The sequence below is a fragment of the Thermodesulfobacteriota bacterium genome, from assembly GCA_040755095.1.
Classification (GTDB): Bacteria; Desulfobacterota; Desulfobulbia; order Desulfobulbales; family JBFMBH01; genus JBFMBH01.
The window spans coordinates 1-12,725 of record JBFMBH010000002.1; the positions used below are offsets into that span (position 1 = coordinate 1).

A 12,725-nucleotide genomic window follows, 5' to 3' on the forward strand; every position below is an offset into this window, starting at 1 on the left:
GTGCTTTCCCCGATCCCCTGGGTGGTGAGGGCGGCGTCGTAGATCTCCCAGAGCCGGCAGCCTTCGACCAGGGTGTCGTGGGCGTTGTTCCAGAACTCGACCCCGTTGCCGTAGCGCAGCTCGCCGTCGCCCCCCATCTGATCCCCGCCGCCGATGAAGGAGAAGTCGCAGTTGCGCACCACGATGTGGTGGGTGTCGCCGCCGCCGATGCCGTGCGCCCCGCCGTAGCGCAGGTCCAGGTCCTGGTAGACGATATGGTGCTGGCCGGTCTCGTCGATGATATGCCGGCTCAAGGCACACTCCAGGTCGCCGTAATGACGGGCCGGGTTCTCGGCGGAATAGACCTTCAGCTCCCAGTTGTCCTCGTCGTACCAGAACTCCCCCTGGCTGGACAGCTCGCTCTCCTGCCAGCGCTTCAGGCCACTGGACCGGCTCTGGCCGACAATGATGTTGCCGACATCGGCAAAGAGCAGATCCTTGGCGGAGAATTCCTTGACGCTCAGGGAGTCCACAAAAAACGTCGCGCCAGCCGGCAGGGCGCCGCCCAGATAGAAGGTGATCCGGGCATCGGCGGTGGTCCGCTCCACCCGGTAGAGCACCCGGTAGGTCTGCCAGTCGCCGGTGATGGTGGGCGAAAAGGCCGAATTGGCGTAGACGATGCGCTCCCAGGGCGGGGCATCCGGCATGAGCACAATGCTGTGGACCGTAAAATCGGCGCTGCTCCTGGCCCGGAAGGAGAGCTCATAGGAGGTCCCGGCCTGGACAGCGAACCTCTCCGTAGTGAAAAGCTGGATGTCGGTGGCCGCGGTGCCGCTGGCCGCACAGGCTATGGAGTAGCCGGCCGGCGCGCTGGCGAAGACATCTGTATCCCGGCCCGCGCTGCCGCTCGCCCCGCCCTCGGCGGCAAAATGGGTATGCCAGCCCTCGGCGCTGGTCTCGAAGCTCGGATTGGCCAGATGCTCCCCGTCCAGGAGGGGCGGCCTGGTGGTGGCCCAGATAGCGCCGCCCTCGTGGCGCCAATGGCCTTCCTGGCTCTTGGCCATGGAGCCGAGAAAGAGCGGTTTGTCACCGGTGCCATAGGCGCCGTAGGTGATGGCACCCGCCTCGCTGCCGCTTTGGGGGGCAAGCCACTCCCGCCAGACCCCGCCCCGGGCGAAAAGCACGGTGTCCCCGGGCGAAAGCGGGGTGGTATTCACCTTGCCGATGGTCTGCCAGGCGGACTGGGGAGAGGTGCCCGCGGCCGCGTCGGAGCCGTGGAAGGCGTCCACATAGTAGGTGGCGGCCCAGGCACCGGTCCGGAGGTCAGGACCGGCGACGAGGATGACGAGGACAAAGAGAACAAGAGCCCCCTTGCACGGTGATCCCATACGCCCCTCCTTTGCCGAAGGCTGGCGGCAGTCAGGACCCGGTGGGCCGGTGGTGCCGCTTGGTGTCTGTCAGCCCGTCCGTCCGTCCCTACCGGATGTAGCCTTCCCGGCGCAGGTAGAGGAGCACCTCCTCGGCCGCCTCGTCGGGGGTGTTCTCCGAGGTGTCGATGCGGACCTCCGGGCTTTCCGGCAGCTCGTAGGGGTCGTCGATGCCGGTCAGGCCGCGGACAATGCCGGCCCGGGCCTTGGCGTACAGGCCTTTGCGGTCCCGGCCTTCGCAGACCGCCAGCGGCGTCGCCACATGCACCTCGATGTAGCCGCCGTACTGGCTGATGAGCCGGCGGTTCTCCCGCCGGGATTCCCGGTAGGGGGCGATGGGCGCGCACAGGGCGATGCCGCCGTTCTTGGTGATCTCGGAGGCCACAAAGCCGATGCGGGTGATGTTGAGGTTGCGGTCCCGGCGGGAGAAGCCCAGCTCCGAGGACAGGTTCTTGCGCACCACGTCGCCGTCCAGGAGGGTCACCGGCCGCTCGCCCAGCTCCATGAACCGGGTCAGGAGCACCCGGGCGATGGTGGACTTGCCGGAGCCGGAAAGCCCGGTCATGAAAACCGTGAAGCCCTGGCGGGAGCGGGGGGGATAGGCCCGGCGCAGGACCTCCACCACCGCCGGCGGCGAGAACCAGGCCGGGATATCGAGCCCATGGGTGAGACGCCGCCGCAGCTCGCCGGCGGCCAGGGCCTCCAGGGGGTGGTCGTCCTCGCTGATCTCGTCCACCGGCACGTACTGGGCCCGGGCCGGCAGGAAGACCATGGGTCTGAGCGGCACCGGTTGGACGCCGATCTCCTCCTGGAATTGGCGGATATGGGCGAGGGCTGCCCCCCGGGGGTAGTGCCGGGGCTGGTCCGAGACCGCGTGGGGGTCGGCATGGTCAGCCGCCACCATGAAGTGGCTGCAGCCGTAGTTCTTGCGGATGAGGGCGTGCCACAGCGCCTCCCGGGGCCCGGCCCTGCGCCTGGCCAGGGGAATGAGCCCCAGGAGCACCGAGCCCGGCGGGTAGGTGCCGACAATGGCGTCGTAGCAGCGCACCCGGGCGTAGTGGTCGATATCGCCCGGGTGGGTGAGGCCGACGATGGGCTGCAAGAAGATGTGGGCGTTGTGCTCCCGGGCAGCGACCAGGGTGATCTCCTTGTGGGCGTTGTGCAAGGGCTTGGTGGTGTCGAAGGCCAGAACCCGGCGCCAGCCCAGCTTCTGGAAATAGGCCCGGGTCTCGGCCGGGGTCAGGCGCAGGAGCTTGTAATCGTAGTGGATGGGCAGCTGCAGGCCGGCCACCGCGCCGGCCACGTACCAGTCGCCGTGCTCGGTAAGAAGGGCGGCCACCCCGGGGTGGGTCATGTCGTCGGTGCCGAAGACCAGCCGCGCCTCGGCCCGTTTGTCCGGCTGCCAGACCTCGGTGACGGTCAGCACCGCCAGCATGAAGCCTTCCAGATCCCGGAGGGCGACCCGGGTGCCCGGGGCCAGCTCACGGGCGGTGGCGGCGCTCACGTCCAGGCAGACCGGCAGCGGCCAGACCAGGCCGTCCGGCAGCCGGCTTTCGGTGAGCACCCGCTGGCAGGTCGCCCGGTCCATGTAGCCGGTGAGGGGGGAGAAGGCGCCGGTTGCGAGCAGCTCCAGGTCGCACAGCTGCCGCTGGTTGAGATCGATGGAGGGGAAGTCGACCGACTCGGCCTTGAGGCGGGCCTGTTCCTCGGCATCGACCAGCAGGTTGACCAGCCGGCCGCCGTGGGGCTCGACGAGATGACCCATGATGGCGATCCTGAGCACGAAGGGGTGGAAGAAAAGGAGAGGTCGACGCCCCCCGGGGGGACGCCGACCACAGATCCTATGGTAGTCGGTTCAGGCGGGGCTGTCCACGGCCCCGGCCGCGGCTAGGCGATCTCCAGCAGCTGGATCTCGAAATTGAGGTGCTTGCCGGCCAGGGGAGGGTTGGCATCCAGGGTTACCTGCTGCTCGCCGACGCTGGTGATCGTGACGACAATGATCTCACCGTTCGGGCTGCCCATCTGCAGCTGCATGCCCATCTCCGGTACGATGTCCGGCGGGAACTGGCTCCGGGGCACGGCCATCTCCATCTCAGGATGGCGAAGGCCGTAGGCCTGTTCCGGGGCCAGCCGCACCGTCCGGCTCTCACCGATCTGCATGCCGGTGACCGCCTGGTCGAACCCGGCAATGACGTGGCCGCTGCCGATGGTGAACTGCAGGGGCTCCCGCCCCAGGGAGGAATCGAAGACCGTGGCATCATCCAGCCGGCCGGTGTAGTGCACCTTGACCTTGTCACCTGACTTCGCGTGCATGAAGCATCTCCTTTTGTCTTTGCTGGAACATCCCGAAGGTGTGGCGAAAAACGCGCCGCGTGAGTGGCCGCCTGGTCTGCTCTGAAGAAACATCGGTCACCAGGGCGGGTTTTCGGGCACCCATCGTGACGCGCCCCGCCCATGGCAACCTACATGTCCCCTGACTCCCATGGACCCCTGGGACTTATAGGACCTATAGGACCAATAGGACCTGTGGGACCTGTGGGAGACCACCATGGCGGACTTCCGGCGTTTCATCCAGTTGGGTGCGCCCCGCCCATGGCGACTGTCGCCACGCGCGCCCCGGCCAGGAGCTGTTGCCGAGCGGCACCCGGCGCCGCCGCCGATCCGGTAGCACCCTAACACGGCTGATTCCCGGTGCCAAGCAGGGGCAGTTCCCCCGGATGCGCCGGCCGCCCGGTGCGCGGCACCTTCGTGGACCGTGAGACCGGGTTGACAAGCCGCGGCTGGTCACGGCATAACGGGAGCAGCCGGCCTTGCCATGAAGAAACGAACCGCAGAATGTCCAACAAGGAATTTCGAAGGGAGAAGGGACCGGCCTTGACGTTCCAGATCAGTCCTGCCGGTTCCTTCTGCGGTTGGACATTCCTTGCTCGACATTCGATATTCGCTGTTCTTTCCTCCTGTGCCGGCTCCGGAGATCAATCATGCCCCTGCCGTCCCGCATGCTCATCCGTACCCGGGTGCTGGCCATCGTCGGCAACCTGCTGACGGTGCGGGCCTCGGGTGTGGGCTACGGCGAGCTGGCCATGGTGGAGAACCCGGACGGCGAGCGCTCCCTGGCCCAGGTGGTGGAGCTTGACGCCGAGCGGGTCTCGCTGCAGGTCTTTGCCGGCGGCCGCGGCCTGTCCACCGGCGCCACGGTGCGCTTCCTGGGCCATCCCATGGGCGTGACCTACTCCCCCCATATCCTGGGCCGGATCTTCGACGGCGCCGGCCGACCCCGGGACGGCGGTCCGGAGCTGGCCGGTGAGCCGGTGGTGGCCATCGGCGGCCCCACCATCAATCCCTTGCTGCGGGTGCTGCCGAAGCGGATGATCCACACCCGCATCCCCATGATCGATCTTTTCAACTGTCTGGTCGAAGGCCAGAAGATTCCGATCTTTTCCGTGTCCGGCGAGCCCTACAATGCCCTCTTGGCCCGCATTGCGGTGCAGGCCGACGCCGACGTGGTGGTCTTTGCCGGCCTGGGCCTCATCTTCGATGACTTCCACCATTTCCGCACCGTGTTCCAGGACGCCGGGGTCCTGGGCCGCACCATCATGTATGTCAACCTGGCTTCGGACCCGGTGGTGGAGCGGCTCCTGGCCCCGGACCTGGCGTTGAAGGTCGCCGAGCGGCTGGCGGTGGAGGAAGGCCGGCGGGTGCTGGTCCTCATGACCGACATGACCGCCTATGCCGACGCCATGAAGGAGATCGGCATCGCCATGGAGCGGGTGCCGGCCAACCGGGGCTACCTGGGAGACCTGTACAGCCAGCTGGCCCAGCGCTACGAGCGGGCCTGCGAGCTGAAAGGGGCCGGCTCGGTGACCATCCTCACCGTCACCACCATGCCGGGCAACGATGTCACCCACCCGGTCCCGGACAACACCGGCTACATCACCGAGGGCCAGTTCTACCTGCACGACGGCATCCTCGACCCCTTCGGCTCCCTGTCGCGCCTCAAGCAGCAGGTGATCGGCAAGACCACCCGGGAGGACCACGGCCAGGTGATGAACACCATGGTCCGCCTCTACGCCGACAGCCAGGAGGCCCAGCGCAAGGAGGCCATGGCCTTCGAGCTGTCGCCCTACGACCGCCAGGCCCTGCGCTTCGGCAAGCTGTTCGTCCAGCGCTTCATGGCCATCGATCAGGATCTCGATCTGGATTCCGCCCTCAACCTGGCCTGGCAGACCATGGCGGAGTGCTTTTCGCCGGAGGAGCTCCTCATGAAGGAATCCCTGGTGGACAAGTACTTCCCGGCTGAGGGCCGCGAAGGCACAGAGGCCCAGATTAAGCATGACCGGGTGGAGTAGTCTGGCCCGGGGTGGGCAAGAAGGAGAAAATAACTCATGCTGGCGGGATGGTCCGGTCACGCTCCAACCCAGCCCATCTACAAGAAGTTCAAGAGCATGAGAGACTCTTGAGAAACAACAGCCCCAGAGCGGACTTCCGGCGGTCATGCCATTCAATCGGAAGCGCAGATGAAGGATGGGTGGAGGCGACCGCCGCAACCCATCAGTCGGCCGGAGCGAGATGGGTTGCGCTGCGCTCCACCCATCCTACCCTGCTGGGGGGGGAGAAAAGAAGGCCTGCGGCAAACAGTACAGGAGGCTGACAGAGATGGCACGAATACAGATTGAGGCGGACGCCCAGGGGGCTGTGCTTGATATGGTCAAGGAGGCCATTGCGGCGGAGATCAAGCGGCTGGAAATCGGTCTGCTCAGAACGGAGCGTCTGCTGGCCGAGAGGGAGAAGAAATACGGCATATCCTCCGAGCTCTTCCTGGAACAATATGCGGCGGAGGACCTGGCAGGAGGAGATCAGGAGTACATGGAATGGGCGGGAGAGGTGCAGATCCTGGCGCGAATCACCGACGACCTGCGACGACTCAAGGCCATCGAATATGTTGCTCACTGAGTACGCGGCCAGGCTGGCGAGGATCGTGGACGATTTCTCCCGGACGGGTCTCATCGTGGATTCCTCTATCGCCGTTGATAGTCGAGCCCCCAAGATCGGGGTCGTTCGTGGCGCCATAACCTTTGCGGATGAGTCCCGGCTCTTCCTCACGGAGTACCTCGACCTCAGGTACAGGCCGGAGAAGCTCTCGTATGCCTTCCAGTATCAGGACGGGCAGGGAGCGCTACGCTTCCGCTACGACAATGCACGGCATAAGCCGGCACTCTCGTGTCCTGATCACAAGCATCTTGGGGACGGCAGCACAGTGATTGCCAGGCCTCCGGAGCTGGAAACCATTCTCGTCGAGATCATGGACGACTTCATGGATATCCGCTGCCCAGAGGGCAAACATCCCTGTATCGGATGAGCTATGAGTAGAGGAGTCTCTGGTGGACATATACTTCCCGGCTGAGGACCGGCTGGCAGCAGGAGGGAAGGGGTGATCGGCCAGGGTGCCAGCAAGACAACCTTGCGGGAAGAGCGGCAACGGCTGGCCCTGTACCGCCAGTATCTGCCCTCCCTGGAGCTGAAGCGGCGCCAGTTTCTCTGGGAGCTGAACCGGGCGCGGGCAGCGGAGGCGGAGCTGGCAGCGGCCCTGGCCGCGTTGCGGCAGCAGGCGTCGGACTGGCTGGCCTGTCTTGGCGGCTGCCGGCAGGACCTCCGCGGTCTGGTGCGGGTGGCCGGGGTGGAGCTGGAGGAGGAGAGCGTTCTGGGGCTGCGGCTGCCCCGCCTGGCCAGTGTGGAGGTAGCGCGGGCTGACTACCCGTTCCTGGTGCTGCCCCTGTGGGTGGACGCCCTGGCAGACTATCTGGCCCGGGCGGCGGAGCTGGAGGTGGCCCGGCAGGTGGCCGGCAGGCGCACCAGCCTTCTGGCTGCGGGCCTGCGGCAGATCACCCAGCGGGTCAACCTCTTCGAGCAGGTGCTGATCCCCAGCGCCCAGGCGGCCATCCGCCGCATCACCATCTTCCTGGGGGATGCGGAGCGCTCGGCGGTGGTGCGGGGCAAGCAGGCCAAGGCCAAAGCCGGCCGGGGGAGGAGGTCATGGCCATCGTCCCCCTAGCCCGGGTCACCCTCTGCGGTCCGTCTGCGGACAAGGAGGCGGTGCTGGCCGGCCTCCAGGATCTGGGCTGCTGCCATCTGGAAGGGGCGCCCGCCCACGAGCAGGCCGGGGCAGACCGTTTCCTGTCGCCCACCGCCCACCGCGCCTTCCAGTATCTGGCCCGCTGTCCGAACCGCCGGCGGCAGGTCCTGGACCCGGCCGGCTTCCATCCCCGGACCGTGGAGGCCGAGGCCCTGGCCATCGAGGAGCGCCTGCGGGTCCTGGACGAGGAGCGGGACCATCTGACCATGCACATCCGGGCCCTGGCGCCCTGGGGTGACTTCGCCTTCGACGACCCCTTCCTTCTGGGCGAGCTGCGGCTGTGGTTCTATATCGTGCCCCTGTACCGCCTGGCCGAGGTGGCGGCCTTGGACCTCGTCTGGCAGGTGGTGCACCAGGACGGCCTGGATGCCTATGTGGTGGTGATCGCCGGCGAGGAGCCCCAGGGGCTGCCGGTGCCGCGGGTCCATACCGGCAGCCGCTCTCTGGCCGAGCTGCGGCAGCGGCTGGAGGAGGTGGAGGCGGAGCAGGAGGATCTCCACTGGCGGCGGGCAGGGCTCACCCGTTGGCTGTCCCTGTTCGGCCAGGTGCTGGCGGCGGCGGATGATGCCGCGGCCCTGGCCGAGGCCTTGCGCCTGACCTCGGACCAGGGCGGCCTCTTTGTGCTGGAGGCGTGGAGCCCCGAGGACCGGGTGGGGGCGCTGGCCGCCTTCTGCCGGCAGCAGGGCATCGTGCTTGTTGCTCGACCGGTGGAGCCCGGGGATCGGCCGCCGACCCTCTTGGCCAACGAGGGCGTCCTGGCCGGCGGCGAGCTCCTGGTGCGCTTCTACACCACCCCGGCCTACCACCTGTGGGATCCTTCCCGGCTGGTCGCTGCCTCCTTCGTGCTCTTTTTTGCCATGATCGTGGCCGATGCCGGCTATGGCCTGGCGCTGGGCCTCCTGTGGCTGGCCGGCCGCCGGCGCTGGGGCTGCCGCCAGCCCCGGCTCTGCCAGCTGGCAGGGCTCATGATCCTGGCGACAGTCGGCTACGGCACCCTGGTGGGCTCCTACTTCGGCCTGCCGCCGCCGGCGGGTCCGCTGGCCAGCCTCGTCATCCTGGACCTGACGGCGCGGCCGGCGATGATGGCGGTCTCCGTTGTCATCGGCGCCGGCCATTTGCTGCTGGGGCAAGCCATCAACCTCGCCCGCGCCCGGACCGCCGGGGAACGGCTGGCAGCTGGCGGCTGGATCATGATCCTCGCCGGCGGCCTGGCGGCGGCCGGCGGCTGGTGGCAGCCGGCCTGGACCGGGCTGGCTGCCGCGGGTTGGCCGCTCCTGGCAGCCGGCAGCCTGACGGTCCTGGTGTTCTCGAGCAGCCGGCCTTTCCGGCAGGCCGGCTGGCGGGATCTTCTGGGCCGCCTGCTGGATGGCGCCCTGGCGCTCACCAACCTCAGCCGGGCCTTCGGCGATGTCTTGAGCTACCTGCGGCTCTTTGCCCTTGGCCTGGCCTCGGCCCAGCTGGCCATGACCTTCAACGAGCTGGCCGCCAGCGCCAGCCGGGCGCTGCCGGTCCTGGGCAGCCTGGTGGCCGCCGTCATTGCGGTGGCCGGTCACAGCCTGAACGCCGGGCTGGCGGTGATGGGCGGCGTCATCCACGGCCTCAGGCTCAACCTCATCGAGCTCTTCGGCTGGACCCTCACCGATGAGGGACGATCCTTTCAGGCCTTTTCCCGCAAGGAGGGCAAGCCATGGACTCTGTGATCCTCACCCTGGGCTGGCTGGGCATCTACGCCCCCATGGCCCTGGCCGCCATGGGCAGCATCATCGGCTGTGCCCGGGCCGGGCAGGCGGCCTGTGGTGCCCTGCTCGACACCGAGGCCAACCACGGCCGCTACATCGGCGTCTCGGCCATGCCGTCCTCCCAGACCATCTACGGCATCGTGGTCATGCTGTCCTTGAACCGGCCGGTGAGCCTGGCGTCGGCGCCCGGCCTGTTCGCAGTGGGGGGGCTGGCTGGCCTTGCCCTCCTGGTCTCGGCGGTGCTGCAGGGCGACGCTTGCGCCTCCGCCATCCAGGTATCCAAGCACAAGCCGGAGATCTTCGGCATCTCGGTAGCGCCGGCCGCCATCGTCGAGGGCTTTGCGGTCTTTGTCTTCATCTTCGCCCTGGTGATCGGTGGCGGCATCCCAGCCGGGTCGACCGCACCATGAGGAGACGATCGTGAGCGAGCGCAAGCTGGCGTCCGGGGTTCAGGCCCTCATCGACCGTTTGCGGGAGGAGGGCATCCGGTCCGGTCAGGAGGAGGCGGAGCGGCTCCTGGAGGAGGCGCGAGCCGAGGCAACGAGGCTCTTGCACCAGGCCCGGCAGGAGGCGGAGGCCATCCGCCGCCAGGCCAGGACCGAGGCGGAGCGCACCCGGGCCGCCGCCAGCGAGGCCTTGAGCAAGGCGGCCCGGGATACGGTCATCGATCTCAAGGAGCGGCTGGGCCGGGAGTTCGGCCGCCGGGTGGGCGAAATGGTGTCGGCCGCCCTGGCCGACGAGGGCCTGCTGGAGAAGCTCATTCTGGAGATCGGCCGCCAGGCGGCGCCACTGGCCGCCCAGGGTCCGGTGACCATTCTTCTGCCGGAAGACGTGGTCGGGCTCGACGAGCTGCGCCGGGCCCCGGAGCGGGTCAGGGAGGGCGCGCTGGGCTCCCTGACCCTGGCCGTCAGCCAAGGAACGCTACGGGAGGGGGTGCACATCGCCACCCGGCCCGGCAGCGAGGCCGGCATCCTGGTGCGGCTGGAAGACGAGGACCTGGTCATCGATTTGTCGGCCAGCGCCATCACCGACCTTCTGCTCGTCCACCTGCAGCCCCGCTTCCGGGCGCTGCTCGAGGGCAGCATCGGCTGAGAGGACTGGGCGGGAAGCAAGCGCCGGTCCGCCGCGAGGTTGTCTGGAAGGATGACAAAGGGAGCACACGCGTGAGTGGGGAAGGATGGGCACTTCCGTGCGGGCGTGAAGGGCAGGGCAGGTGGCAGCGCTGGGCGGCACGGCTGGTGCTTCTGGCGGCCCTGGCCCTGGCCACTTTGGCCCAGGCTCGCACCGACGAGGAGAAGCTGGCCGAGGTGGAGGCCATGTTCGCCTCCCCTTACGGCGAGGAGATGGTCTATCGCACCGACCGGCTGCTGCTCATCGCTACCGATACCATGCGGCCTTTGCACAAGGCACCGGCCACCGCCACGGTCATTACGGCCCAGGACATCGCCGACATGGGTGCTACCGATCTGGCCCAGGCCCTGGAGATGGTGCCCGGACTGCACGTGGGGCTGTCGGTCCTCAACCGCATGAATGCCACCTATGCCATCCGGGGCATGGCCACCCAGACCAATCCCCACGTGCTGCTGCTGGTGGACGGGGTACCGGTCACCGCCACCTACACCGGCTCGCGGCCGGAGAGCTTCCGGCTGCCGGTGGCCAATATCAGCCGCATCGAGGTGGTGCGGGGGCCGGGCTCGGCGGTGTACGGCGCCGATGCCTTTGCCGGCACCATCAACGTCGTCACCAGGGAGTCCTGGGATCTGGACGGCACCCGGACCGGGCTGCGGCTGGGCTCCTTTGACACCAGCGAGGCCTGGCTCCAGCACGGGGATTCCTATGGCGACTGGCATCTGGCCACCAGTCTCGAGCTCCTGGAGAGCCAGGGGGATCGCCACCGGATCCTGGAGAGCGACCAGCAGAGCCTCTTCGATACCCGTTTCAACATTCCCAACGGCTACCCGGCCGCCAGCCTGACGCCCGCCGCCCTGGATTCCTTCTACCGGATCGGCAACGGCCAGCTCACCGTCAAGCACGGCGGCTGGACCGGCCGACTCTGGGGCTGGCTGCAGGATCACGGCGGCATGGGCGCTGGTGCCACCCAGACGGTGGCCAAGAACGAGATCCAGGTCGCCTACCTGCGGGGCGAGCTGGCCTACCGCTTCGAGGATCTGGCGCCGCATCTGGACGGCAGCCTGCGCCTGGTCGGCAGCTCCTACCGCCGGCAGCCCCACTTCCAGCTCTTTCCGCCCGGCAGCATCCTGCCCATTGGCACCGATGGCAACATCGGCACGACCCCGCTGGCGGGATACGTCCGCTTTCCGGCCGGGGTCAACGGCTGGCCATCGGGAACCGAGCGGGCCATCGGCTTCGATCTGGTCATGGCCTATGCCGGCTGGCCCGACCACCGGCTGCGCTACGGCGCCGGCTTCCGCTATGTGGATGAGGACGCGGCGGCGGAGCAGAACTTCGGCCTTGGCATCCTGGACGCCCGCACGGTGACCCTGCTGCCGCCGCCGTTCATCAATCCCGGGCCGGTGGACCTCACCGGCGTCACCGGTACGGACGCCATCTTCATGAACGACCAGCGGCGGCAGCAGGGCTTCATCTCCCTCCAGGATGAATGGACCCTGAGCCGGAACTGGGAGCTGGTCCTGGGCGGCCGTTATGACCGCTATTCAGACTTCGGCTCGACCTTCAATCCGCGGCTGGGGCTGATCTGGGATCTCGCCGCCGATCTGACCGGCAAGCTCCTTTATGGCCGCGCCTTCCGGCCGCCGTCCCTCCTGGAGCTCTACACCCGCAACAACCCGGCCACCACCGGCAACCCGGACCTGGATCCGGAGACCATCGACAGCCTGGAGCTGGCCCTGGACTGGCAAGCGGCGGCGGCTCTGCGGGGGATGGTCACCCTGTACGCCTACCAGGTCGACAACCTCATCGAGTTTATCCAGACCACCCCCGGCAGCCCGGCCTTTGTCTCCCAGAACGCCCGGGGACAGGACGGCCACGGGGTGGAGGCCGAGGTGGAATGGCGGCCCGCGGCTGCCTGGCGGCTGCGGGCCAATGTGGCCTGGCAGGCTGCCGCGGACGACGCTGCCGGTGCGCCGGCAGCCGGGGTTCCGGGCCTGGCCGCCTCGGCGGATGCCCATTGGCGTTTTCTGGCGGACTGGTCCGTGAACGGCCAGGTCAACTGGATCGGCAACCGGGATCGGGACCGCGTCGCTGGCGACAACCGGGACGAGGTGCCGGACTACGCCCTGGTGGATGCGGTGCTGCGGTGGCAGCCACGGCACCGCCCCTGGCAGGCGGCGGTAGCGGCGCGCAACCTTTTCGACACCGATGCCCGGGAGCCCAGCCCCTGGGGCCGCCAGGGGGCAGCGCTCCCCGGGGACGTCCCGCTGGCCGGCCGCAGCCTGATGCTCGAGCTGCAATACCGCTTGTAGGGAA

11 protein-coding genes are annotated in these 12,725 nt (G+C 68.1%); 8 read left to right on the top strand and 3 right to left on the bottom strand.

Annotation, left to right across the window (positions count from 1 at the left end; translation table 11 throughout):
• The 3 genes from AB1634_00525 to AB1634_00535 form a co-directional block, all read right to left on the bottom strand.
• Positions 1–1,367, bottom strand: a 1,367-nt coding sequence (locus AB1634_00525) for a carbohydrate binding domain-containing protein (protein ID MEW6218002.1), incomplete at its 3' end; no start/stop codon positions are given.
• Between the two features lie 88 nt (positions 1,368–1,455).
• Positions 1,456–3,171, bottom strand: a complete 1,716-nt coding sequence (locus AB1634_00530) for a bifunctional sulfate adenylyltransferase/adenylylsulfate kinase (GenBank protein ID MEW6218003.1) — start codon at positions 3,169–3,171, stop codon at positions 1,456–1,458.
• A gap of 122 nt (positions 3,172–3,293) precedes the next feature.
• Positions 3,294–3,719, bottom strand: coding sequence for a peptidylprolyl isomerase (locus AB1634_00535; GenBank protein ID MEW6218004.1), 426 nt, complete (start codon positions 3,717–3,719; stop codon positions 3,294–3,296).
• A 668-nt stretch (positions 3,720–4,387) separates the two neighbouring features.
• Between AB1634_00535 and AB1634_00540 the strand changes: the two genes are divergently transcribed.
• The 8 genes from AB1634_00540 to AB1634_00575 all read left to right on the top strand — a co-directional run bounded on the left by AB1634_00540 (position 4,388) and on the right by AB1634_00575 (position 12,721).
• A complete protein-coding gene (locus AB1634_00540; GenBank protein ID MEW6218005.1) occupies positions 4,388–5,755 on the top strand; it encodes a V-type ATP synthase subunit B in 1,368 nt (455 codons plus the stop codon).
• A gap of 307 nt (positions 5,756–6,062) precedes the next feature.
• Positions 6,063–6,359, top strand: a complete 297-nt coding sequence (locus AB1634_00545; GenBank protein MEW6218006.1) for a hypothetical protein — start codon at positions 6,063–6,065, stop codon at positions 6,357–6,359.
• Positions 6,346–6,765 carry a DUF6516 family protein gene (locus AB1634_00550; protein ID MEW6218007.1) on the top strand — a complete coding sequence of 140 codons (420 nt, stop codon included), beginning with the start codon at positions 6,346–6,348 and terminating at the stop codon, positions 6,763–6,765. Before AB1634_00545 ends, AB1634_00550 begins: the two co-directional genes overlap by 14 nt.
• Positions 6,766–6,837: 72 nt before the next feature.
• Positions 6,838–7,458, top strand: a complete 621-nt coding sequence (locus AB1634_00555) for a V-type ATP synthase subunit D (protein ID MEW6218008.1) — start codon at positions 6,838–6,840, stop codon at positions 7,456–7,458.
• Entirely contained in the window at positions 7,440–9,239 is a 1,800-nt protein-coding gene (locus AB1634_00560; protein ID MEW6218009.1) for a V-type ATP synthase subunit I, read from the top strand. Before AB1634_00555 ends, AB1634_00560 begins: the two co-directional genes overlap by 19 nt.
• Positions 9,227–9,688: an ATP synthase subunit C gene (locus AB1634_00565; protein MEW6218010.1), complete on the top strand. Its 462-nt coding sequence runs from the start codon at positions 9,227–9,229 to the stop codon at positions 9,686–9,688. Before AB1634_00560 ends, AB1634_00565 begins: the two co-directional genes overlap by 13 nt.
• 10 nt (positions 9,689–9,698) lie before the next feature.
• Positions 9,699–10,370: a hypothetical protein gene (locus tag AB1634_00570; GenBank protein MEW6218011.1), complete on the top strand. Its 672-nt coding sequence runs from the start codon at positions 9,699–9,701 to the stop codon at positions 10,368–10,370.
• A gap of 146 nt (positions 10,371–10,516) precedes the next feature.
• Positions 10,517–12,721, top strand: coding sequence for a TonB-dependent receptor (locus tag AB1634_00575; GenBank protein ID MEW6218012.1), 2,205 nt, complete (start codon positions 10,517–10,519; stop codon positions 12,719–12,721).
• The last annotated feature ends 4 nt before the right edge of the window (positions 12,722–12,725 follow it).

What these genes read in the sequence shown, in the direction of transcription:
- AB1634_00535 (MEW6218004.1), bottom strand. Translation starts at nt 3,719, where the DNA reads ATGCACGCGAAGTCAGGTGACAAGGTCAAGGTGCACTACACCGGCCGG.
- AB1634_00560 (MEW6218009.1), top strand. Translation starts at nt 7,440, where the DNA reads ATGGCCATCGTCCCCCTAGCCCGGGTCACCCTCTGCGGTCCGTCTGCG.
- AB1634_00540 (MEW6218005.1), top strand. Translation starts at nt 4,388, where the DNA reads ATGCCCCTGCCGTCCCGCATGCTCATCCGTACCCGGGTGCTGGCCATC.
- AB1634_00530 (MEW6218003.1), bottom strand. Translation starts at nt 3,171, where the DNA reads ATGGGTCATCTCGTCGAGCCCCACGGCGGCCGGCTGGTCAACCTGCTG.
- AB1634_00550 (MEW6218007.1), top strand. Translation starts at nt 6,346, where the DNA reads ATGTTGCTCACTGAGTACGCGGCCAGGCTGGCGAGGATCGTGGACGAT.
- AB1634_00545 (MEW6218006.1), top strand. Translation starts at nt 6,063, where the DNA reads ATGGCACGAATACAGATTGAGGCGGACGCCCAGGGGGCTGTGCTTGAT.
- AB1634_00565 (MEW6218010.1), top strand. Translation starts at nt 9,227, where the DNA reads ATGGACTCTGTGATCCTCACCCTGGGCTGGCTGGGCATCTACGCCCCC.